At 65.4% G+C, this 22683-nt stretch carries 23 protein-coding genes; 15 read left to right on the top strand and 8 right to left on the bottom strand.

The window, feature by feature from the left end:
* Nucleotides 1–97: 97 nt before the first annotated feature.
* Entirely contained in the window at nucleotides 98–532 is a 435-nt protein-coding gene (locus HZF05_RS02865; RefSeq protein WP_160365091.1) for a nuclear transport factor 2 family protein, read from the bottom strand.
* Nucleotides 529–1797 (bottom strand): cytochrome P450, encoded by a 1269-nt coding sequence (locus tag HZF05_RS02860; protein WP_160365090.1) that lies wholly within the window; start codon nucleotides 1795–1797, stop codon nucleotides 529–531. The genes HZF05_RS02865 and HZF05_RS02860 overlap by 4 nt, the downstream gene beginning before the upstream one ends.
* Nucleotides 1798–2296: 499 nt before the next feature.
* Here HZF05_RS02860 and HZF05_RS02855 point away from each other — a divergent pair, with 499 nt between their 5' ends.
* From HZF05_RS02855 to HZF05_RS02825, 7 genes are read left to right on the top strand one after another with little or no spacing between them, the layout of a single operon-like run.
* Complete coding sequence (locus HZF05_RS02855; RefSeq protein WP_160365089.1) at nucleotides 2297–3508, top strand: CoA transferase; 1212 nt, start codon at nucleotides 2297–2299, stop codon at nucleotides 3506–3508.
* Nucleotides 3505–4701, top strand: a complete 1197-nt coding sequence (locus HZF05_RS02850; protein ID WP_160365088.1) for a CaiB/BaiF CoA transferase family protein — start codon at nucleotides 3505–3507, stop codon at nucleotides 4699–4701. Before HZF05_RS02855 ends, HZF05_RS02850 begins: the two co-directional genes overlap by 4 nt.
* Nucleotides 4702–4741: 40 nt before the next feature.
* Complete coding sequence (locus HZF05_RS02845) at nucleotides 4742–5914, top strand: acyl-CoA dehydrogenase family protein (protein WP_160365087.1); 1173 nt, start codon at nucleotides 4742–4744, stop codon at nucleotides 5912–5914.
* Nucleotides 5915–5938: 24 nt separating this feature from the next.
* Nucleotides 5939–6409: a MaoC family dehydratase gene (locus tag HZF05_RS02840; RefSeq protein ID WP_160365086.1), complete on the top strand. Its 471-nt coding sequence runs from the start codon at nucleotides 5939–5941 to the stop codon at nucleotides 6407–6409.
* A gap of 41 nt (nucleotides 6410–6450) precedes the next feature.
* The gene (locus HZF05_RS02835; RefSeq protein ID WP_160365085.1) at nucleotides 6451–6921 is read left to right on the top strand and encodes a MaoC family dehydratase; all 471 of its coding nucleotides are present in this window, start codon (nucleotides 6451–6453) and stop codon (nucleotides 6919–6921) included.
* Nucleotides 6918–7748, top strand: a complete 831-nt coding sequence (locus HZF05_RS02830) for an NAD(P)-dependent oxidoreductase (RefSeq protein WP_160365084.1) — start codon at nucleotides 6918–6920, stop codon at nucleotides 7746–7748. The genes HZF05_RS02835 and HZF05_RS02830 overlap by 4 nt, the downstream gene beginning before the upstream one ends.
* Complete coding sequence (locus HZF05_RS02825) at nucleotides 7748–9049, top strand: spinster family MFS transporter (protein ID WP_160365083.1); 1302 nt, start codon at nucleotides 7748–7750, stop codon at nucleotides 9047–9049. The genes HZF05_RS02830 and HZF05_RS02825 overlap by 1 nt, the downstream gene beginning before the upstream one ends.
* Before the next feature lie 14 nt (nucleotides 9050–9063).
* Here the strand turns inward: HZF05_RS02825 and HZF05_RS02820 are convergent, their stop codons facing one another.
* The 6 genes from HZF05_RS02820 to HZF05_RS02795 form a co-directional block, all read right to left on the bottom strand.
* A complete protein-coding gene (locus HZF05_RS02820; protein WP_160365082.1) occupies nucleotides 9064–9963 on the bottom strand; it encodes an alpha/beta fold hydrolase in 900 nt (299 codons plus the stop codon).
* A 37-nt stretch (nucleotides 9964–10000) separates the two neighbouring features.
* Nucleotides 10001–11188, bottom strand: a complete 1188-nt coding sequence (locus tag HZF05_RS02815; RefSeq protein ID WP_160365081.1) for a CaiB/BaiF CoA transferase family protein — start codon at nucleotides 11186–11188, stop codon at nucleotides 10001–10003.
* A 106-nt stretch (nucleotides 11189–11294) separates the two neighbouring features.
* On the bottom strand, nucleotides 11295–12059 hold the full coding sequence (locus HZF05_RS02810; protein ID WP_160365080.1) for an FCD domain-containing protein: 765 nt from the start codon (nucleotides 12057–12059) through the stop codon (nucleotides 11295–11297).
* A gap of 391 nt (nucleotides 12060–12450) precedes the next feature.
* Nucleotides 12451–12978 carry a LysR substrate-binding domain-containing protein gene (locus HZF05_RS02805; protein WP_160365079.1) on the bottom strand — a complete coding sequence of 176 codons (528 nt, stop codon included), beginning with the start codon at nucleotides 12976–12978 and terminating at the stop codon, nucleotides 12451–12453.
* 54 nt (nucleotides 12979–13032) lie between these two features.
* Nucleotides 13033–13455, bottom strand: coding sequence for a nuclear transport factor 2 family protein (locus tag HZF05_RS02800; RefSeq protein WP_246331514.1), 423 nt, complete (start codon nucleotides 13453–13455; stop codon nucleotides 13033–13035).
* Nucleotides 13456–13930: 475 nt separating this feature from the next.
* On the bottom strand, nucleotides 13931–14800 hold the full coding sequence (locus tag HZF05_RS02795) for an alpha/beta fold hydrolase (protein ID WP_160365254.1): 870 nt from the start codon (nucleotides 14798–14800) through the stop codon (nucleotides 13931–13933).
* A gap of 47 nt (nucleotides 14801–14847) precedes the next feature.
* On the opposite strand from HZF05_RS02795, the gene HZF05_RS02790 reads away from it, so the two are divergent.
* The 8 genes from HZF05_RS02790 to HZF05_RS02755 all read left to right on the top strand — a co-directional run bounded on the left by HZF05_RS02790 (nucleotide 14848) and on the right by HZF05_RS02755 (nucleotide 22682).
* Nucleotides 14848–16212 (top strand): protein adenylyltransferase SelO family protein, encoded by a 1365-nt coding sequence (locus HZF05_RS02790; protein WP_160365078.1) that lies wholly within the window; start codon nucleotides 14848–14850, stop codon nucleotides 16210–16212.
* A 55-nt stretch (nucleotides 16213–16267) separates the two neighbouring features.
* On the top strand, nucleotides 16268–17671 hold the full coding sequence (locus tag HZF05_RS02785) for a succinylglutamate-semialdehyde dehydrogenase (protein WP_160365077.1): 1404 nt from the start codon (nucleotides 16268–16270) through the stop codon (nucleotides 17669–17671).
* A 155-nt stretch (nucleotides 17672–17826) separates the two neighbouring features.
* The gene (locus tag HZF05_RS02780) at nucleotides 17827–18738 is read left to right on the top strand and encodes an MBL fold metallo-hydrolase (RefSeq protein ID WP_246331464.1); all 912 of its coding nucleotides are present in this window, start codon (nucleotides 17827–17829) and stop codon (nucleotides 18736–18738) included.
* A gap of 45 nt (nucleotides 18739–18783) precedes the next feature.
* Nucleotides 18784–19572 carry a uroporphyrinogen-III C-methyltransferase gene (gene cobA, locus HZF05_RS02775; protein ID WP_160365076.1) on the top strand — a complete coding sequence of 263 codons (789 nt, stop codon included), beginning with the start codon at nucleotides 18784–18786 and terminating at the stop codon, nucleotides 19570–19572.
* Entirely contained in the window at nucleotides 19569–19865 is a 297-nt protein-coding gene (locus tag HZF05_RS02770) for a DUF2849 domain-containing protein (protein ID WP_160365075.1), read from the top strand. Before cobA ends, HZF05_RS02770 begins: the two co-directional genes overlap by 4 nt.
* Nucleotide 19866: 1 nt before the next feature.
* Nucleotides 19867–21495, top strand: coding sequence for a nitrite/sulfite reductase (locus HZF05_RS02765; protein WP_160365074.1), 1629 nt, complete (start codon nucleotides 19867–19869; stop codon nucleotides 21493–21495).
* Nucleotides 21488–21913 carry a DUF934 domain-containing protein gene (locus HZF05_RS02760; protein WP_110155752.1) on the top strand — a complete coding sequence of 142 codons (426 nt, stop codon included), beginning with the start codon at nucleotides 21488–21490 and terminating at the stop codon, nucleotides 21911–21913. Before HZF05_RS02765 ends, HZF05_RS02760 begins: the two co-directional genes overlap by 8 nt.
* Complete coding sequence (locus HZF05_RS02755) at nucleotides 21906–22682, top strand: phosphoadenylyl-sulfate reductase (RefSeq protein WP_160365073.1); 777 nt, start codon at nucleotides 21906–21908, stop codon at nucleotides 22680–22682. The genes HZF05_RS02760 and HZF05_RS02755 overlap by 8 nt, the downstream gene beginning before the upstream one ends.
* Nucleotide 22683 lies beyond the last annotated feature (1 nt).

Here is a 22683-nt window from a genome sequence, read left to right as displayed (position 1 = left end):
CCCTCGCTTCGGAAACCTTCACCGATCGAGAAATGTGCGCGGTTATGGCGCGTTCGCGGAAACCGAATGGCGAACTACGATGGCCAGGGGCAGTGCATCATTGTCCGAGCGGAACGATCCGGCGCCTCGCTATGCGCCAGCGATCCTGCTCGAATACGAACACGTCGTCATATCGCCCGTATTTAGTGACAGCCATCGACTGCCCGGGGCGATGAACGCCGAATGAGAAATAGGACGTCGCCAGCAGTTCGCCCGACTGCTGCTCCCTCCGCACGAAAATGTTGGTGATGATATGCCAGGGTGTCTCCTCGCGGGGACGATAGCCCGATCGGCGTCGGCACAGTTCCGCCAGCACCGCGTCCCGGCCGGTTAGCTGTCCCGTCGAGAACCAGACCTCGGCATTCTCGGCAAAGCAGGCTTCGAGCAAATGAAGCTGGTCCATGTCGTAGGCGAAAGCATAGCGCGCGAGGGCGTCGTGGACCGCGATCTGGATCTCCGCGCCGACCGGGGCCGGATCAGCTGGCTCGCTCATCGATCGAACTCGATGTGCAATTCCTTGGGCACGCGCTTCTGGAAATTGTCGATATTTTCCCGGTCGGCTTCATGTCCGGATGCGAAACGCGGATTCTTCAACCGGTCCAGCAGCACCGAAAGCGCGATCCGCCCTTCGGCGAGCGCGATCGGGAAGCCGAGACAGCGATGGATACCGCCGCCGAAGGCCATGAGATCCGGCCCGCGCTTCCGATCGACCCTGAACACGTCCGGATCACCCCAGCTCTCGTCGCGATTCGCCGAACCGAAGAGCATGAGCACATAGGATCCCTTGGGGATCGGCATGCCATCGATCTCGGTATCCTCCAAAGCCAACCGCGAGGTCCATTGCGTCGGGGATTCGAAACGAAGCGCCTCGTCCACGGCCCCCGGAATCAGCGCGCGGTCCGCCAGCAGCAGAGCAAGCTGATCCGGATGCTCGATGAGAAGCCGCATGACATTCGCGATCAGGCGCGACGTCGTCTCGTTGCCGGCGGTGAGGATGAGCCCGATCTCGGCGGTCAGATAGGGCAGATTGAGCGCGCCGTCGCGCGCCACCTGCGCATGGACGACTTCGGTGAGGAAGTCGTCCCTCGGATTGTCCAGCCGATCCTTGATGATCGCCTCGCAATAGGCGTCGCGGGCGGGAATATCCTTGTCCTGAGCCTGCAATTGCTCCTCGGTGAGGAAGCGTCGGCCGTGACCGGTGCCGATCCGATTCCAACTCAGGAACGTCGCCCGATCCTCGGGCGGGAAGCCCGCCAGTTCGCAGATCGTCAGCAGGGCCAGGGGATCGGCAAACTCCTTGCGCAGTTCGACCTCTCCGCGATCGATGAACACATCGATCAGTTCGTTGGCGATGCGCTCCAGCGTTTCCTCGCAGTTCCGAACATAGCGGGGATTCACCAGGCTCCGCAGCGCCCGGCGCTTGATGCCATGTTCCGGGGGGTCGGACATGGTAAGGCTGAACACGGTCTGGATCGCATCGCCGGGAATGGGCGGCGGCGTATCGAGATAGCGCCGGCTCTCGCCGGCCATCCGCGGATCGGCCAGGTAGTTCCGGTTCGAGAATATCTCGGGATTCTTCAGGACGAAATCGATGTCCTTGCGGCGGGAGACCAGAAAGTCTCCCGTTTCCGGGTTGCGGAAGACCGGACTTTGGGATCGCAACGCCTTGTAGAAGGGGAAGGGATCCTTCGTCACCTCGGGAGACGGGAAGGAAAAATCTTCGACCCTAAACGGGCATTCGCCGGACTGGGATTCCATCTGGGAGACCTTTCTTTCAGTGCGCTTGGGCCGTTTTAGCGCTGCATTGCGGGAATATGGACGCGCAAACCGCCCCGCGTGTCCGCGATGCGGATCTGGCAGCACGGCCTGCCGCTGGGCGTTGATTCTTCCGACATGTCGTCTTCGTCCGGCGTCTCGGCAGGCAGGAGCTCGATCCACGCGTCATCAGCATGAGCATGGCAAGCCACGCACGAGAGGTCCCGGAACGTTCGCGATGATATCGGGAACCAGATTCCCGAACGCGGCCGGGAGGACGGTCTCCGAGAAGCATATCCTGACCATTACCTCACTCACATATTTGATATTTCAGATCATTCATCGCCAGCAGGCCGATGGGCGGCGCCGCGTCGATGATCGACCGACCTCGGTTGACAACCTCATATTCAGTATTATGGTTATAACGAAATAGGGGGGTGCGCAAGGGTCGATCGGGAGCCCCGCACTGCTCGAGAAAACGATGGTATGAGGAGTGAGCAGGGTGATAGCGCCGCTGGATGGAGTAAGGATTCTCGATTTCACCCGCCACATGTCCGGGCCCTACGCGACGGTCTTCATGGCGGATTACGGCGCCGACGTGATCAAGATCGAAGGGCTTCCGGATGGCGATGCGAGCAGGACGACCGGGGAATTGGTCCAGGGCAAGGTCAGCGCGCCGTATCTGATGTGGAATCGCGGCAAGCGCAGCCTGGCGATCGACATGCGCAGCCCGCGCGGTATCGAGATCATCCGCAAGCTGGTCGAAACCGCCGATGTGCTCGTCGAGAACTACAAGCCCGGCGTCGCCGACAAGATCGGCATCGGCTACGAAGCCATGAGACAGATCAACCCCGGCTTGATCTACGTATCGATCTCCGCGTTCGGGCGCGGGCCGCTGGAGCCATTCCCCGGTACCGATCCGGTGGTGCAGGCGATGTCCGGCATCATGTCGGTGACGGGCGAAGAGGATGGCGGACCCGTGCTCGTCGGCGTTCCGATGGCGGATTTCACGGCCGCCATGATCGGGGTGCAGGCGGTCACGCTCGGCCTGCTCGCGCGCGCCAAGACGGGAGAGGGCCAGCTCATCGAGATATCGATGCTGCACGCGATGCTCACCTCGCTGACCACCCGCCTCGCGACCCATTGGGCGACGGGACAGGAGCCCCGGCGCAACGGCGGCGCGCACTCGGTGGTGATGCCCTACCAGGTGTGGCGGACATCGGACGGCTTCGTCGTCGCCGGCGTGTGGAACGGCGGCAACGTCATGTGGCCGCGCTTCTGCGAGGCGGTCGAGATGCCGGAGCTCGGCGAACGGCCGGAATTCGCCACCAATTCCGATCGGCTTGAGGCGCATCGCGAACTGTCGGAAATCCTGCAGGCCCGTTTCATCCAGCATCCCACCGCTTATTGGGAGCGGCGTTTCCGCGAGAGGCAGGTGCTGTTCAGCCCCGTCTATACGTTCAGCGAGATCCTCGATCACCCGCATATCCAGCAGGCCGGCGTGATCCAGCAGCTCGACCATCCCTTGCTGGGTGCGACCCCCCAGATCACCCCCCCCGCCGTACTGCACGGGACGCCGGGTCGGCTCGATCGGCATGCGCCCCTGCTCGGCGAGCATAGCAGGGAAATCCTGACGGAGGCGGCGTTCGGCAACGACGAGATCGATCGGCTGCTGTCCGATTCCGTCATACTCCAGGCGGAGGTCGCCCGATGAACGCGGGCGCCCTCGCCGGGCTGAAGGTTGTCGATATCTCGACAATCGTGGCGGGCGGTATGGCCAGTTCGATGCTGGCCGATCACGGGGCCGATGTGCTCAAGATCGAGGATCCTCGCGCCGGAGATCCTGCGCGCACGCTCAATCCCCTGAAGGACGGGATCTCGCTCTGGCATCGGGTGTCTGGGCGCAACAAGACGGCCCTCTCGCTCAACCTCGGCAAACCGGAAGGAGCGGAGATCCTGCTGCGTCTGGTGAAAGACGCCGATATCCTGATCGAGAATTTCCGGCCCGGCACTTTGGAGAAATGGGGACTGGGCTGGGACAAGCTGAAAGCCGCCAACCCCAAGCTGGTTCTCCTGCGGATCAGCGGCTTCGGCCAGGACGGCCCGTATTCCAACAGGCCCGGCTTCGGCACGGTCGCGGAGGGCTTGTCGGGCCTGGCGATGCGCACCGGCCCCGCCAATGGTGCGCCGGCGCTCGCCTCGTTGCCGCTGGCGGACAACATCACCGGCCTGTTCGGAGCCTTCGCGGTGATGTTCGCGATCTACAATCGCGATCACGGGAACGGCCGGGGGCAGATGATCGACATCAGCCTGTACGAGCCGCTGTTCCGCATTCTGGAGGATCAGGTTCTCAGCTTCGATCAGTTGGGCCGCATTCCCCAACGCATGGGCAACCGCCTGCCGGGCGCCGCGCCGCGCGGAGCGTTCGAGACCAGCGACGGACGATGGATCGCCATCGCCGTCTCCTCGGAAAAAACGGCGCAGCGGCTTCTCATCGCGGTCGGGGGCGAGGGGCTTGCCAACGATCCTCGCTTCAACACGAATGCGGAGCGTTTCCGCAATGCCGACGCGCTGGAAGCGATCATCGCGGATTGGATCGGCGCGCGCGAGGCGGACGACGTACTGGGCATCTTCGAGCGGGGCGACGTCGTTGCCATCGAGCTGTTCGATATCGCCCAGATCTTCCAGGATCCGCACGTCCTCGCGCGCGGCAACATCATCGATGTGGAGGATCCGACGCTGGGCAACGCTCGCGTGCCGGGCGTGGTACCCAAATTCTCCGAGACGCCGGGTGAAGTGCGTCATCTGAGCCGTCCGCTCGGATCGGACAATGACGAAGTCTATCGTGCGACACTCGGCTTCACCGCCGAACAGATTTCCGCGCTCAGGGCCAATGGCGTCATCTAATCCATCGGCCGGTTCAAACATCCGTCTTTGAGGAACGTCCATGGATTTCGAATTCAATGAATCGCAACTCGCCGTGCGCGACGCGGTGCAGCGCATCTGCGATCGGTTTCCTGACGAATATTGGCTCGAGAAGGATAACAAGCACGAATTCCCACACGATTTCGCGCGCGCCTTCGCCGATGCGGGATTCCTGGGCATCGTGGTGCCCGAGGAATATGGCGGCTCCGGCCTTGGCATGACCGAAGCGGCGATCATGATGCAGACCATCGCGGAATCGGGCGCCTGCCTCGCCGGCTGCACCTCCATCCACGTCAACGTCTTCGTGCCCGGCTCGATCCTCAAATACGGTACGCCCGAACAGCGGCAGCGCTGGATTCCCCGGCTGATGACGCTCGAGGACCGGTCGGCCTTCGGCGTGACCGAGCCCGATGCGGGGGTGGACACCACGCACAACAAGGTGCGCGCGGAATGGGACCCGCAGCGCGGCAAATATATCGTTTCCGGCCAGAAGATCTGGATGTCGACGGCGCAGATCGCGAACAAGGTGATGCTGCTCGTCCGCACCACCCCGATCGAGCAGTGCAAGCGCCCCATCGACGGGCTGAGCCTGTTCTACACCGACCTGAACCGTGACTTCGCGGAGATCCGGCCCATCGCGAAGATGGGCCGCCATGCGGTCGATTCAAACTCGGTCTTTTTTGACGGCATGCCCGTTCCCAAGGAAGACCTGATCGGCGAGGAGGGCAAGGGTCTCTATCATCTCTTCGACAGCCTCAATCCAGAGCGGCTGCTGGTCGCGGTCGAATGCGTGGGAATGGGTCGCGCCGCCCTGCGCCGGGCTTCCGCCTATGCCCAGGAGCGAATCGTCTTCAATCGGCCGATCGGCATGAACCAGGCGGTGCAACACCCGCTCGCCGCCAACTGGTGCAAGCTCGAGGCGGCCAATCTGATGGCCTACAAGGCCGCATCGCTCTACGATTCGGGCAAGCCCGCGGGCATCGAGGCCAACGCTGCCAAATGGCTGGCTGCGGAAGCCGGTTTCGAGGCGTGCGAGCAGGCGATCCTCACCCATGGCGGCATGGGTTACGCCCAGGAATATCACGTCGAGCGCTATTTGCGCGAGGTCCAGGTCCTGCGGATCACGCCGATCACGGGCCCACTTATCCTTTCGCACATTGCAGAGCGGGTGCTGGGGCTCCCCAAGTCCTATTAGGCCACGGGCAACGGAGATTGCGATATGGCAGGGCTGTATTTCGAGGATTTCGAGGAGGGCGCGGTCTATCCGCACGAGGCCGAGCGGACGGTGACGCTCGCGGATTCGATCCAATATGCCTGCATGTGCATGGATACCGAACCGCGCTATCTGAGCGAGGCCTGGGCGGCGAAGAATTCCCCTCACGGCCGTGTGCAGATACACCCGCTCTACGTATTGTCGCTGATCATGGGAGTGCAGGTCACCGAATTGACGCTCGGCACGACGCTGGGCAATCTCAGCATGGGAGGCGTGTCCTTTCCCCATCCCGTGTTCCCCGGCGACACGCTGCGCGGCGTCACGACGATCCTCGGCAAGCGGGCCAGCTCGACCAAACCGGATCGCGGCATCGTCGATTTCCTGCACGATGGCCTCAACCAGCGCGACGAGATCGTGGCGCGATGCACCCGGCGGGGCATGATGGTGACCCGCGCCTACAAGTCGGTGAAGGCCTGAACGATGCCGCGAACCGCTAGAGCATATCGGGAGGACAGACGATGCCGGGCTTGATGTTCGAGGATTTCGAGGTCGGCAGGCGTTACGACCATGACGGCGGGCGCTCCGTCACCCAATTCGACAATATCTGGTATTCGTGCATGACGCTGAACACGCAGCCGTTGCACAGCAATATCGATTTCGCGGAGCGCAATGGCCTCTATGGAAAGCCGCTGTTCAACAGCATGTACACGCTGAGCATCGTGATCGGCCAGTCCAGCGCCGCCCTGACCCACGGCACGCTGCTCGACGTGCTGGGATTGGACGAGATCGACTTTCCGAAGCCGACCTTCGCCCAGGACACGCTCTATTCGAGAACGACGGTGAACGCCGCCCGCCCCCGCCCTCAAGACGAGAGCGTGGGCGAGATTGAATTCTTTCACGAAGGCATCAATCAGCGCGGAGAAACGATCGCGTCGGCCCGCCGTACGGTGCTGGTCCGCAGGCGGTCATCCTTGGGGCGATCGGAATGAAAAGCGTAGCGATCATCGGTCTGGGCGAAATCGGTTCCGGCGTTGCGGGCGCGCTTGGACGCCATGGGGGCTTCGCCCTGGCGGGGTTCGACGTGAACGGGGAAGCGCTGCGAGCGGTGGAAGGCGTGGTGCAGGGCCGGCCGTCACCCGCGCAGGCTGCGGACGGCGTGGACGTCGCCCTGATCGCGGTGATGAACGATGGCCAGACGCGTGACGTGCTGACCGGGCCGGGAGGCGTGCTGACCAGTGCGAACCCGCCCAAGGCGATCGCGATCCTGAGCACGGTTTCGGTGGAAACGATCCTCTGGGCGGCCGACGCGGCGGCGGCGAAGGGGACCGCCCTGGTCGATTGCGGTGTCAGCGGGGGACGGCAGGCACTTCGCGAAGCGTCGATCACATCCATGGTCGGCGGCTCGGACGAGGCTTTCGAGCGCGTGCGCGACGTGATCGCGGGCTTTTCGGACCCCGTGGTCCATTGCGGCGGCCTCGGCAACGGGATGCGGGCGAAGCTCGCACGCAATCTGATCATCTACACCGACTGGATGGTCGCCTGGGAAGGCACCCGGCTCGCGCTCGCCGCCGGAGTGCCGCTCGACAAGTTCGTCCAGGTGGTGACGGCCAGTGATCGATGGGTGCGCCCTCATATGGCTCTGGTTGAAAAGGGCACGGGGTTGACCGACGGAGACGCCGGGCGCGATGCGCGCACCGCCGCCTATGCCGACAAGGATCTTCAGGCGGCGCTCGCCCTGGGCGCCGAACTCGGGATGGCGTTGCCGGCGGCCGAATTGGCGCGAAAACGCTTCGGAAGCGTGGCGGGATGCGAATGATGCCGAAGGAAAACGCGTTGGAGCACGAGCCCGTTACATCTCCGGCCGCAGCAATGCCGGAATCCAGCCCGTGGCGGGTCCGCTACACCGTGCTGATGCTGATGCTGGTCGCGTTCATCAGCTACGTCGACCGGCAGGTCCTCGCCATCCTCGTCGTGCCGATCGAGAAGGATCTGCGGATCAGCGACACCCAGATGGGCATCCTGACCGGAATCTTCTTTTCCGGTTTCTACGCCTTGGCGGGCATCCCTCTTGCCCGGCTTTCCGACAACGGCAACCGGCGCAACATGATCGGCGCCTGCATCGCCTTTTGGAGCCTGGCGACCGCGCTCTGCGGCTTCGTGCAGTCGTTCGCCCAATTGGCTGTCGCGCGCGCGCTCGTGTCGGTCGGCGAGTCCGGGAGCGCGCCGGCATCCTCCTCTATCGTGGCGGATATCATCTCGCCTCGCCGCCGCACGCGAGTCTACGGACTGATCAGCGCCGGCAACGCGGCCGGGCTCGCCTTCGGCGTCTTCCTCGGCGGCATCCTGACGCGAGCGCTTGGCTGGCGCCAGGTGTTTCTGGTCGTGAGCCTGCCCGGCCTGCTCATCTCGCTGCTGATCCTCCTGACCATCCGCGAGCCTCTGCGCACCGGCGGCGTGGCCCGTGAGGCGGGTCACGGGCTGCTGCGGACGTTCAAGGCCTTGTGGGCGTTGCCGAGCTATCGTGCCCTGCTCGCGTTGACGGTACTCGCCTCCATCGGCGTATTCTCGGTGCTCGGCTGGATGCCGACCTTCCTGATCCGCGTCCACCAGATGTCCCATGCCGAGGTGGGGCTGAAAATGGGCGTGGCGATCATGGCCGGGCTGCTGTGCGGCAACATCAGTTCGGGCTTCGTGACCGACTGGCTCAGCGCGCGCGATGTCCGGTGGCTGAGCTGGGTCTCCGCGCTGGGCCTCCTCGCGGCCTTTCCGTTCGGCATGGCGAGCCTCTTCTGGGGCACCGCTTCCGGTTCCGTCCTGTTCTTGGGCTTCTTCATGTTCTTCCAGGGCTTTTGGGCACCGCCGACGGTGACGCTGGTGGTGGGACTCGTCGACAGCCGCGCGCGCGCGCTCGCAGCCTCGACGCTGACCCTCGTCCAAGCCGTTGGCGGGGCGGTCGGACCGTTCCTCGTGGGCGTCCTCAATGACCGCCTGAGCGCAGGCTACGGTTCACAGGCGATCCGCTATTCGCTAGCCGTGGCGCTGCTCGGCTGCCTGCTCGGCTCGGCGTCCGCCTTTGTCGGCGCGACCTTCGTCCGGCGCGATTACCGGGCCGGCTAGGAATGGATCCGGCGTCAGGTCGGATCGGGTTGCCTGGCCCAGAAGCGCATCGCCTGGTTGCAGAATTCCTCGGGCCATTCCCGCGGAATGTAATGGCCGCACTCCAACGGCACGTCTTCGAGCGACGGCATATATGCCCGATATTTGGCGATCAGCTCGTCGTTGAGGAAGCCCGCCGGTTTCGACCATAGCAGCTTCACGGGCGCCTTGATCTGCCCGCTCAGCGCCCAGAGCATCGCATTGTCGCGACGGCCCGCCGACCGTGTGATCCAGGCGAGCTCCGGGTCCGCACGCTCGACCAGCTTGCCCACCCAATTTGGCCGGAGCTGATGGCGGACATGCAGGGCCCGGAATATCGGCCGCCATTCGGGGTGCATGTCCTCGTAGAGCGCAAGGGCCTCGCCGGGGTCATTGAAGCCCGTCCGCTCGGCACGTTCCCTTGCCAGCCTGACGCTCTGCGCGACCCCGCCGTTCGCGAGCTCCGGGCCGCCGTCCGAGAGCAGTAAGCTGCGCGCCAGATCAGGCCGGAGCCCGGCCAGCGCGATCGCGACCCGGACGCCCAGCGAGTGACCCACGATATGGCACTCCCGAATGCCCTCCGCCTGGAGAATGCCGGCGCAATCGGTGGCGAACTGCGCGCTCCAATAGCCATCGCGACTCCAGCCGCTCCGCCCGTGACCTCTGAGATCGGGGCAGATGACCCGCATCGTGCGCGACAACGCGGATGCGACCGGATCCCACGTGTGCGATTGGACGTTGAAGCCGTGGAGCAGGATCGCAACGTTGGCGGCGCCCGGATTCCAGTCCGTATAATAGAGATCGATCCCGCTCACCGAACAACGCTTCGCGGTGTAGGCACCGTCGAAACAGGCGTCGTCGGCCCACGCCGGATCGTCCTTCGCAAACTCGGCCATCTCGTTCTGCGCTCCTGATGTTTCGCCCGTCGCTTGTTCAGCCCGGCAATCCAATTTCGCGAAGAAACTCGGCAGTGTGCTCTCCCAGCCGTGGAGCTGCCCCGATCTCGTCCCGGCCCCGTGGATCCTGCCCGGCCAGATCGCCGATATGGATCGGAACGTTGGGCACGCTGATCGTGCGATCGCCCAGACGCATCCGTGCCATCACCGACAGCATCCCGGCCTGCGGCGTTCGCGCCGCCTCCTCCACCGCGTAGAGCGGCGAGAAGGGAATACCGGCGCCGTCGAACGCGGCGATCCATTCCGACATCGGCTTGCTGCGCATGCGTTCGGCGATGAGCCGCCGTTCGTCGATGCGGCCCTTGCCCCAGTCCATGCCGCTCGCGCTCCAGTCGCCCGCCACCTTCCAGTCCGTCGGCAGGTCCAGCAGATCGCAGAAGGGCTCCCAGAATTTCCGTTCGATCGGACAGACGAGGATGACCCGATCGTCCGCCGTCTGGTACATCGCATAGCGCGAGCCGAGATCGGCATAAGCGGGCGCCGAGACGCCGTCGTTCAGGCGCGTCGTCACGTCCCGCCACTGCCAGAACATCGAGGATTCCCAAACGGAAGCGGATACGCGCTGCGCACCGCCGCCCTGGTCCCTCCGGCGCACCGCCTCGAGAATGCCCAGTGCGGCATGGAGGCCGGCAAGGCTGGTGCCGACGGATCGGTAGGTCTCGGCAGCCTGGGGCAAGCCATCGGCGATCGCGACATCGACCAGGCCGGCGGCGGCGTCGCCGTTCAATCCGTGGAGAGGATAATCCGCCCACGGCCCAAGCTCGCCATATCCCGATATGTTGCAGTAAACGATACGGGGATTCAGTGCAGCGATCGCCTCGAAGTCGAGCGACCGTCTCTTCGCGATGCCGGGCTGCGACCCCACGATGAAGATATCGGCCCATTCCACCGCGCGCCGCAGCACATCATCCCATTGATCGGATCGGCGATCGATCGCGACGCTGCGCTTCCCCGCATTGAGAACGAGGTGCGACATGCCTTCGTTCGCGATCAACGGCGCCAGCGCGCGGTTGCCGTCGCCTATCTTCGGATTTTCCAGTTTCACCACATCCGCACCCAGATGCGCGAGATGCCGGCTTGCCATCGACCCCGACCAGTGGGTGGAAACGTCCAGCACCTTCAACTGGGTGGGCGCACCTTTTGCAGACTGCGGTCGATCGGACATGAACCCCTCAAGCAAGACGGCACGCGGATGTTCGTGCCGCCCGTCCGACTATATATATATGATGATGATTGCAAGGAATTGCCGGCGGTGGGTTCGCGTCTACGGATCAGTTCCAGTTGATCTGCATGTCCAGGGTGTCGACGTTCACATCGCCGGTCCGTTTGCCAAAATAGGACATGTGCTCGCTCATGAGCCGGCCCGCCTCCGCTCCGTCGCCCCGGAATATTGCGTCCGCAATCTCGCGATGCACTTTCAGAACGTTCGCCCGCATTTTCCGCGGCGTGATCGTCCTCGTCGCCCAGTCGCGATAGAGGAGCTTCAAAGAGGCGCCGAGCAGATTGAGCAGCGTGTTGCCGGACATGCTGGCGACTGCATGGTGAAACTGATCCGATGTCGTGAACCACTCCTGTTCGTTGTCCAAATCGGAATCTTCACACGCCTTGATCACCGCGCGCAAATTCTCGATCCCGACCGGATCCTGGGCCTCCGCGGCCAGCCGCGCCATCATCGGTTCGATTGCCAATCGGGCTTCAAGGATTTCGCGATAGGTCGTGTTGCGGACGCACAGGTGAAACTTAAGCATATTCGCAAAATCGGCCGGCTCCATTTCGGCTATCATCGGCCCCCCTTTCGGGCCGGGCTTCACTTCGATCAGTCCCTGGGCTTCCAGAAGGCGCAACGCTTCGCGCAGAGTGCCACGGCTCACGTCATATTGTGCAAGCATCTCCGATTCCGCCGGAAGCATCGCACCGGGGGGCAGGCTACGCGACATGATGTCATTCACAATATGACGGGCAAGGCGCTCCGCCATCTTGTCATTTCGTCGTCTGGGAGACCAGGTCGCGGTCGTTGCCGTGGAGTCGTTCGTCACGCTGCTGGTCCCCTATACGATGTTCGATTACTGATAGCAGTGGCAGTCGGCCAATCGCTACGAAAAAGCCATCCGGTCAATCCCCGCAGCGTTGGCCCGAACGCCCTATGCGCAGGCAGCCTCTTGATCTCACAAGGTTCAGCACGGCATGCGCCGTTCTCGCTGATGCTGCCGGCCCTAGGCGCGACCGCCGAGCAGAAATTCCGATCGGCTTCGGTCGATCCGCATACCCTCTCGTGAGTTCCGGTCCAGCCGGCCAGATCAGATTTTCCGGAGCGGAGCGCGTAGCAATCAGCCCGCAATATGGCGTCGCGACCCAGATGGAAGGACGCGATCAACGCCGATCAAGCTGTTGGCACACGAAGCGATCTTGAGGGTCAACCTTTCCCGGTCAATTTAACAGCCGGTTGCCGCGCAGGCGCGCGACGGCGAGATCGAAGGCCCGGACATTGGCAGGCGCGCGGCTTCCTTCCGGATGGAGCATGGGGATCGGCAGCGCCTCCTCCTCATAATCGCCCAGCGCGATCTGGGGAGCGCCTGACGGCAGCGCCAGACCGATCTGATAATGCAGCACCCTCGTCAGGCCCCGGCCAGCGATCGCGGCTTCGATCACGGCCTCGTTGGTGTTGGCCTGGAGCGCGGGATGGATCGTCACGCGCTGATCCTGCCCAAAGCGCCAATCGGACGACGCCCAGGCTCCGGTCGAGCCGGCGATACGGTGGTCCTTGAGCTCCGCCGGCGTAGTCGGCACGTCATGCTTCGCGAAATGGAACGGCGCGCCGCACATCACCCGCCGCACCGAACCGATCTTGATCGCGGTGAGACCGGAATCGGGCTGATGGCCGATGCGCACGGCGACGTCGATGCCCTCGTCGATCATGTTTACCGGCCGATCGATGAAGAACGTCCGCGCCGACATCGCAGGATAGGCATCGAGAGATCACCTGATCCTCCTCGATACGAATCCGGAGATTCAGAAGCCGAAATGACTCAGCCCCGGATGATCGTCCGGACGCCGACCGAGCGGCCAGTGGAACCGGCGATCCTCCTGCCGGATCGGATGCTCGTTGATGCTGCTGTGGCGCACGCGCATCAGCCCGCCGTCGTCAAACTCCCAATTCTCGTTGCCGTAGGCGCGGAACCACTGGCCGCTGTCGTCGTGATATTCGTAGGCGTAGCGCACCGCGATGCGATTGCCGGCGAACGCCCACAGTTCCTTGATCAGCCGGTAGTCGATTTCCCGGTTCCACTTGCGGGTCAGGAAGGCTTCGATCTGATCGCGGCCGGTGAAGAACTCCACCCGATTCCGCCAGCGGCTGTCGGGGCTGTAAGCCATAGCGACCCCGGCGGGATCGCGGCTGTTCCAGCCGTCTTCGGCAAGGCGCACCTTCTCCATGGCCGATTCATGCGTGAAGGGCGGCAGGGCGGGCGGGTCATCGTCATTCTCCTTTTCGCGCGTGCCGATCAATGCCGCCCCTGTTTCCGGTCGAGGAAGTCGTGGATCTAGGGCTCCATTACGTCGAACTGTTCTTCCAGAGCGAAATGGCCGGTGATCCAGCGCGTCCGCCGGCCCGGCCTCGCGATAGGACATATTCACGCCGTCGATCGTCGTCATGCGATAGTGGACGGTCGGCGGGACGGGTACGCCGATGACGCGCTGCGCGGGAGCGACGTTCAACTGCGCAGGACGGACAATGCCCGCGGTGGCCGGCAGGAGCGGGAGGATCAGTCGCTTCATATCGTGTCTCGATCCGATCGAGGAACGGAGGAGTGCCTCGGGGATGAATGCAGTGATCACGTAAAGCTGACCAATCGCCGCATGTGGACGGCATATTTCTCCATGCGAAATAATCGAGCAGGCGTGACGAGGCTCAGTTGCCCCTCACCCGCGCCAGCAGCCGATCGATCGCGCCAACCGCTTCCGGTTCCTCAAGTGACGGCGCGTGGCCGACCTCCGGCACGATGGTCAGTTCCAGGCTGGTCAGGCGGTGCGCCATTTCATCGGCCGCCGCCTGACTGAGCAGGTCGCTGCGGCTCCCTCGGAGCAGCGCGATCGGGCGGCCGCGCAGCGCCGAGAAGGCCGGCCAGAGATCGGGCGCGGGCGCATCCTCGGGCGCCTCGCGGATCGGCTCGCCGATGCGCATGTCGTAGTCGAACACGACACGCCCCGCCGAGGTCAGCCGGCAACGGCGCTTCGCGACCCGCAGCCAGTCCTCGATCTGGTAGCGGGGGAAGACGTCCCGCTCCGCCTCGGCGATCCCGCGCGCGGCGTGGAGCCAGGTCGGCCAGCTCGCGCTCTTGCCGACATAGCCCTTGATGCGCGCCAGCCCATCTGCCGCAATCACCGGGCCGATATCGTTGAGCAGCACGCCGGCCAGCCGCTCGGGCGTTGTCAGCGCCATCGCCATCGCGATCAGCCCACCGAGCGAGGTGCCGAGCAGCACCGTCCTGGAAAGGCCCAGCGCGACATAGAGTGCACCGATGTCCAACACATAAGCGGGCGGCGAATAGCTCGCCGAGTCGGGCGATTGCGGGCTCTCGCCACGCCCGCGCAGATCGACGCAGATCACCCGCCATTCGGGTGACAGCCGCTCGGCCACGCCCTCGAAATCGCGCGCGTTGCGGGTGAGGCCGGGGATACAGAGGATCGGCGGGCGGCCATCGGCACCGCCCGTATAGTCGCGATAATGCAGCTTCAGGCCGTCGGTGGTCAGCCACCAGCCGTCTTCGTAGCGCTGTATCGACACCTTAGCTTGTCTCCCGGCGGTAGCGCGCCCCATATCGCGGCATGGACTTCTCCCCGCAAGCGCGCATCCTCACTCTCGGCGACGGCTTCTACGATCGCGTGACGCCCGCCGACTTCCCGCAGACGGTCATCCGCTTCCGCAACGATCGCGCTGCGACCGAGGTAGGGCTGGAGGGGTTGACCGACGCGGAATGGAGCGAGCGCTTCGGCCGTTTCCGTCCCTTCGACAGATCGCTCCCCGAGCCGCTGGCGCTACGCTATCACGGCCATCAGTTCCGCGTGTACAATCCGGATATCGGCGACGGGCGCGGCTTCACCTACGCGCAGCTGCGAGATACGCGCGGCCGGCTGATGGACCTCGGCACCAAGGGATCGGGCCAGACACCGTGGAGCCGCTTCGGCGACGGCCGCCTGACGCTCAAGGGCGGCGTGCGCGAGGTGCTGGCGACCGAGATGCTGGAAGCGCTGGGCGCCGACACCTCGCGCAGCTTCTCGCTGATCGAGACGGGCGAGAGCCTTCATCGCGGCGACGAGCCCTCTCCAACCCGCTCCTCGGTGCTGGTGCGCCTCTCGCACGGCCACATCCGCATCGGCAGCTTCCAGCGCCTCGCCACGCTGCAGGACGATGCCGGGCTTGAGGCGCTGGCTCGCTATGCGTTGACCGAATTGTACGGCGAGGAACCCGCCGCGAACCCGGCGCTCCAGCTCTTCGGCCGCGTCGTCGAACGCACGGCGAAGCTGGCCGCCTCCTATATGGTCGCGGGCTTCGTCCACGGCGTGCTCAACAGCGACAACATCAACGTCACGGGCGAGAGCTTCGATTACGGGCCATGGCGCTTCACGCCGATGTGGGACAACGCTTTCACCGCTGCCTATTTCGACCAACAGGGCCTCTACGCCTTCGGCCGGCAGGCACAGGCGATCCACTGGGACGTGGCGCAGCTCGCCATCGCCCTGTCCCGGATCACCGGGGTCGATCCGCTGGCCGTGGCGCTCGATCGCTTCCCCGCCATTTACGAGGAAGCGCTGGTATCCGGGCTGCTGAAACGTCTCGGCGTGAAGCCGCGCGGAGAGGGCGAGGATATCGCGCTGGCCGACGCGCTGGTCCGTGTGCTCCAACAGGGCACCGTCACGATCGACCGCGTCTTCTTCGACTGGCGCGGAGGTCGGTTGCGCGCGTCGCAGGCCGCGTATGACAATGCTGCCTTCCAGGCATTTGCCGAGGCGGTCCGATCCTACGAGCAGGCGACCGCACTCGATCATCCCTATTGGTCCGACGCCGAGCCCTGCTCGATGCATATCGAGGAGGTCGAGGCGATCTGGGCGCCGATCGCGGAGGCCGACGACTGGTCTTTGTTTACCACGAAAGTGGCCTCGATCAGGCGGATGGGCGCAGCCTTGGCTTGACCGCGCCCCGCAAACCTTGTTGGTGACACCAGCGGCAAGCCATGTACGGGCGATCATGTTGATTTCGACGGAACCGGCCACCGGCGCGGTGATCTGGGAGGGACCCGAAGGCGACGTCGACGAGGAGGTCGCGGCTGCGCGCACCTCTTGGGCGGAATGGGCGGCGCGTCCGCTCACCGTCCGTATCGAGACGCTGCGCCGCGTCGTCAACACCATCCGTACCCGCGCCGACGCCTTCGCCGACCTGATCGCGCGCGAGACGGGCAAGCCGCTCTGGGAGGCCCGCGCCGAGATCGAGGCGGTGAACGCCCGCGTCGATATCGCGGTGAACGGCTATTCGGAGCGCACCGCCTCGCGCAAGCTCGAAGGCCAGATGAGCAGCCGCACCGCGCTGCGCCACAAGCCGCACGGCGTACTGGGCGTGATCACGCCGCACGATTTTCCGGCACAGATCGCCAACGACCTGATCGTGCCCGCGCTGATCGCCGGCAATGCGGTGGTGCTCAAGCCCTCCGAGAAGACGCCCGCGACCGCGCGGATGCTCGCCGAATGCTTCCACGGCGGCGGGGTGCCGCAGGGCGTGCTGCGCGTGATCGTGGGCGGCGCGGAGACGGGCAAGGCGCTGGCGAAGCATCCCGGCATCGACGGGCTGCTGTTCACCGGCTCGTCTCGCGTCGGGCTGGCGCTACACCGACAATTTGCCGAGACGCCGACAAAGCTGCTGTCGCTCGCCATGGGCGGCAACAACCCGATCGTGGTGTGGGACTCGCCGACGATCCATGCCGCCGCGATCATCGTGATCCAGTCCGCCTTCATGTCGGCCGGCCAGCGCTGCACGGCGGCGCGCCGCCTGATCGTGCGGGACGGCGAGCATGAGGCGCTGCTCGACGAGATCGCCCGGTTGATCGGGCGGCTGGTCATCGCCGAGCCGCATTCGAGCCCCGCCCCTTTCATGGGTCCCGTCATCGACAACGAGGCGGCCGAACAGTTGCAGGAGCAGTGGCTGGACCTGATCCTGAAGGGTGGGCGCGCCATCACCCACCTGCAGCGCCCGATCCCCGGCCGCCCGTTCCTCACCCCCGGCGTGATCGATGTCACGACGGTCGACAAACGCGCCGACGAAGAGCTGTTCGGCCCGATCTTGCAGGTGATCCGCGTGCCCGATTTCGATGCGGCGATCGCGGAGGCCAACGCCACCCGCTATGGCCTGTCGGCGGCGCTGATCTCCGACAAGCCGGCGCTGTACGAGCGTTTCTGGGCGAACATCCGCGCCGGCATGGTCAACTGGAACCGCCCGACCAACGGCGTGCCCGCCAACGCCCCGCTGACCGGGCTGGGCCTGAGCGGCAACCATCGGCCGGGCGCCTATTATGCCGCCGATCTCTGCGCCTATCCGGTCGTCTCGGGCGAGGCGGAGCAGGCACGCGCCTCGATCGGGATCGGCCTACGCGACGCCTGATCCATCTTTCCGCGGTCGCGCTCCTGCTGCTCGCGACCTGCGCGAAGCCGAGCTTCTATCACGGCCCCAGGAGCGACCATTTCGACGGCCGCCGCTTCTTCAATCCGGACGGCGAGCAGGGCACCGGCGGCGACGAGAACAAGTCGCTGACCCAATTGCTCGAAGGCAAGGTGATCGAGCGGCACCGGGCCTGGCCGGCGTCCGTGCCGATCACGCCGAGCATCCCGCCGCGCACGGTGGGGGGCGAAACGATGCTCGTCACCTGGATCGGCCATTCGACCGTGCTGATCCAGACGCAGAGCCTCAACGTCCTGACAGATCCGGTATGGGCGGATCGGGATTCACCCGTGAAGGGAATCGGCCCGCTTCGCGTCCGCGCACCGGGCGTGCGCTATGCCGATCTGCCGCATATCGATCTCGTGCTGCTCAGCCACGATCATTACGATCATATGGACGAGCATCTGCTCCGCCATCTGTGGGCGCGCGATCATCCGCTGATCGTGACGGGTCTCGGCAACGACATCCGCCTGGCGAGCTGGGGCATCGCGTCGCAGGCACGCGACTGGGGCGGCGTGGTGCATGTCCGCCCCGGCATCGACGTACTGTTCGATCGCGCCCATCACTGGAGCGCGCGTTCCACCGACGACAAGAACAAGACGCTGTGGACCGGCTTCACTATCACCCTGCCCGGCGGCAACCTCTATTATGCCGGGGATACCGGGCCGGGGGACATGCGCTGGGGAACGGAGGCGGCACGGCACGGACCGGTGCGCTTCGCGATCCTGCCGATCGGCGCGATCCATGCGGACGGCAAGGTCACCGGCAATCACATCGGTCCGACCGAGGCGGTCACGGCGTTCGATCAGCTCCACGCCGGCACCGCGCTCGGCGTTCATTGGGGGACGTTCGAGCTGACCGACGAGCCGATCGACCTGCCGCCCACCCTGCTCGCGCAATCGCTGGCCAGGGCGCAGATCGCGCCCGACCGCTTTCGCGTGCTGGAAGCCGGCGGCCAATGGAGCATTCCGCCGCTCGCCCCAAGCTCTTCTAGCCCCGCCCCAAGATAGGTTCGGTTGCGATGCGGGACGGGTGCGCCCATCTCCGCTGCCATCATGGCAAGCTTGCTCGATCCCTCCGCGCGCGGGCGCGTCATCCTGGTCGGCGCCGGCCCCGGCGATCCCGGCCTGCTGACGCTCAAGGCGGTCGAGGCGCTGCGCTCCGCCGACGTGGTAGTGCACGACGGGCTGATCGATCCGGCCGTGCTGGATCATGCCCCACCCCATGCCCATCGCATCTCGGTCGCCAAGCAGCGCGCGCGGCACACGCTGCCGCAGGAGGCGATCAACGCGCTGATCATCGCGCATGTCCGCGCCGGATCTATCGTCGTGCGTCTCAAGGGCGGCGATCCGTTCGTGTTCGGGCGCGGCGGCGAGGAGGTCGAGGCGGTGCGCGCGGCCGGCCTGCCCGTCGAGGTGATTCCCGGCGTGTCGGCGGCGCTGGGCGGCGCGGCCGAGGCGATGCTGCCGCTCACCCATCGCGACTGGTCGAGCGCGGTCAGCTTCGTCGCAGGCCAGTGCAAGGGCCTCTCCGAGCAGGATTGGTCCGGCCTCGCCGGCAAGAGCCGCACGCTCGTCATCTACATGGGCGTCGCCAATGCCGGCGCGATCGCCGACAAGCTGATGGCCGATGGCGTCGATCCGGGCCTGCCTGTCGCGGTGATCGAGAAGGCGACGCTGCCGGGCCATCGCGCGATCCGCACGCTGCTGGCGGACCTCGGCGACATGGTGGCGCGCGAGAATGTCGAGAGCCCGGCGATCATCGTCGCGGGCGAGGTGGTGCTGTTGTCCGATGCCGAGAACCGGCTGCGGACGCTCGCGAAACAGGCGGAGAGTTTGGCGTGAAGATCGCTACGGGGAACGACCTCGCGACCGGCGATGTGGTCTGGTGGGACGGCGAAGGCTGGAGCCGCCATGTCGAGGAAGCCGTCGACGTCGGCGACCATGGCGCCGCGCTGATCGCGCGCGAGGATGCCGCCCGCCGCGTCAACGCCGCCTATGTGATCGACGCGGAGGCGACCCCGCAAGGCCCCCGCCCCGCCCACATCAAGGACCGCATCCGCGCACGCGGCCCGACGGTCCGCGCCGACCTCAACATCGCGCCGGCCGACACTGCCGCCGGAAGCTGGGTGATCTGACATGTACAAGTACGACACCTACGACCAGTCGATCGTCGATGCCCGCGTCGAGGAGTTCCGCGATCAGGTCGCGCGCCGCATGGCCGGCGAGCTGACCGAGGACCAGTTCAAGCCGCTCCGGCTGATGAACGGCCTCTACCTCCAGCTCCACGCCTACATGCTGCGCGTCGCGGTGCCCTACGGCACGCTGGACTCACGCCAGATGCACATGCTCGCCCATATCGCGCGCAAGTATGACAAGGGCTACGGCCACTTCACCACGCGCCAGAACATCCAGTACAACTGGATCGAGCTGAAGGATGCGGGCGACATCCTCGCCGATCTCGCGACGGTCGAGATGCATGCCATCCAGACCAGTGGCAACTGCATCCGCAACACCACGTCGGACCAGTACGCCGGCGCCGCGGCGGACGAGGTGGCGGACCCGCGCCCCTGGGCCGAGCTGCTGCGCCAGTGGAGCACCTTCCACCCGGAGTTCACCTACCTGCCGCGCAAGTTCAAGGTGGCGATCATCGCGTCCGACGAGGATCGCGCGGCGATGCGGCTGCACGATATCGGCCTGCAGCTGACGCAGAACGAGGCAGGCGAGACCGGATTCAAGGTGTATGTCGGCGGCGGCATGGGCCGCACCCCGATGGTCGCCCCGCTGATCCGCGACTTCCTGCCGGCGGCGGATTACCTCAGCTATCTCGAGGCCTGCCTGCGCGTCTACAATCGCTACGGCCGGCGCGACAACATCTACAAGGCGCGGATCAAGATCCTCGTCCATGAAATCGGCGCCGACGAATATCGCCGCCAGGTCGAGGAGGAGTTCCTCCACGTCAAGACACTGGGCATCGATCCGCCGGCCGAGGAGTTCGAACGGATCAACGCCTTCTTCGCCCAGCCCGCGTGGGAACAGGGCCTGTCGGACGAGCTCGACCTCTCCGATCCCGATTTCAAGCTGTGGGTCGACCAGAACGTGTTCGCGCACAAGGCGCCGGGCTACGCGATCGCGACGATCAGCCTGAAGCCGATCGGCGGCATCCCCGGCGATGCCTCGGCCGACCAGATCGACCTGATGGCCGATCTCGCCGAGACCTACAGCTTCGACGAGCTGCGCGTCACGCACTCGCAGAACATCGTCCTGCCGCATGTCCGCAAGGCCGATCTCTACACGCTCTGGCAGAAGCTGGATGCGGCGGGTCTCGCGACCGCCAACCTCGACCTGATCAGCGACATGATCGCCTGCCCCGGCCTCGATTACTGCAGCCTCGCCAACGCCCGTTCGATCCCGGTCGCGCAGAAGATCTCGCAGCGCTTCGCCGACCGCGAGGCCGATCTGGGCGAGCTCAAACTCAAGATCAGCGGCTGCATCAATGCCTGCGGCCACCATCACGCCGGCCACATCGGCATCCTCGGCGTCGACCGGAAGGGCACCGAGAACTACCAGCTGCTGCTCGGCGGATCGGGCGCGGAAGATGCCAGCCTCGGCCGCATCACCGGCCCCGGTTTCGACGAGGACGGTATCGTCGACGCGATCGAGCGTACGCTGGACCGCTACGTCGCCACGCGCGAGCCGGGCGAGCGCTTCCTCGACACCTATCGCCGCGTCGGCTTCGAGACCTTCAAGGAGGCGATCTATGGTTGAGGGCCTCCGTTACCGCGACGATGCCGCGCACGAGGAGCCGGCGGTCACGCTCGACGCTTTCCTCGATCAGTCCAACGCCACCGCCGTGCGGCTGGAGTCGGACGAGGATGCGCGCAAGCTGCTGCCCTTCCTCGACCGCCTCGCGCTGATCGAGGTGGCGTTCCCCGCCTTCCGCGACGGGCGGGGCTACAGCGCCGGCCGCATCCTGCGCGAGGCCGGCTATACGGGCGAATTGCGCGCGGCGGGCGACGTGCTGGTCGATCAGATCCTGCCTATGCGCCGCTGCGGCTTCGATGCCTTCGCGCCCGACAAGCCGCTCGACCCGGCCGCGGTGGAGCGCGCGCTGGGCCGTTATTCCAACGTCTATCAGAAAGCCGCCGACGGGAGGGCGCCGGCATGGAAACTTCGCCATGGCTAGTGCACCCGTTCGTAAAGTCGACATGATCGACACCACCCCGCTCTTTACGCAGGCCGATGTGGACGCGCTCAACGCGCGCTTCGCGGGCGTGCCGACGCAGGACATGCTGCGCGAGCTGCTGACCGGCGAGCTCGCCGGTCGCATCGCCGCTGTCTCCTCCTTCGGCGCCGAATCCGCCGTGCTGCTGCACATGATCGCCGAGATCGATCGCGAAGTGCCGGTGATCTTTACCAATACGCAGAAGATGTTCGGCGAGACTTTGGCCTATCGGGACGAGCTTTCCGAGCGGCTGGGCTTCACCGATCTGCGCGTCTATCGCCCCGATCCGCGAATCCTCGCCGCCAAGGACGCGACCGGCCTGCGCTGGTCCTACGACCCGGACGGTTGCTGCGAGATCCGCAAGATCGAGCCGCTGCAGCGCGCGCTGGCGCCCTTCGATGCGTGGATTTCGGGCCGCAAGGGCTTCCAGGCCTCGACCCGCGTGGCGATCCCGCTGTTCGAGCTCGACACCAAGCACCCGGGCGGCGCGAAGCTGAAGCTCAACCCGTTGGCCGGCTGGTCGAAGGACGATCTCAACGCCTATTTCGACGCTCACAAGCTGCCGCACCACCCGCTGGAGGCGCAGGGCTACCTGTCGATCGGCTGCTCGCCCTGCACCAGCGTCGTGCAGCCGGGAGAGGATCCTCGCGCCGGCCGCTGGCGCGGCTGGGACAAGGTGGAATGCGGCATCCACACTCCGGCCGACGACGCGGATCAGCCGAGTTTCTGAA

Origin of the sequence: Sphingomonas chungangi, from assembly GCF_013778325.1 — a bacterium.
In the GTDB taxonomy this organism is placed as follows: Bacteria; Pseudomonadota; Alphaproteobacteria; order Sphingomonadales; family Sphingomonadaceae; genus Solisphingomonas; species Solisphingomonas chungangi.
The sequence above is the reverse complement of the archived record's forward strand: the minus strand, read 5'-3'. Positions and strand labels throughout refer to the sequence as shown.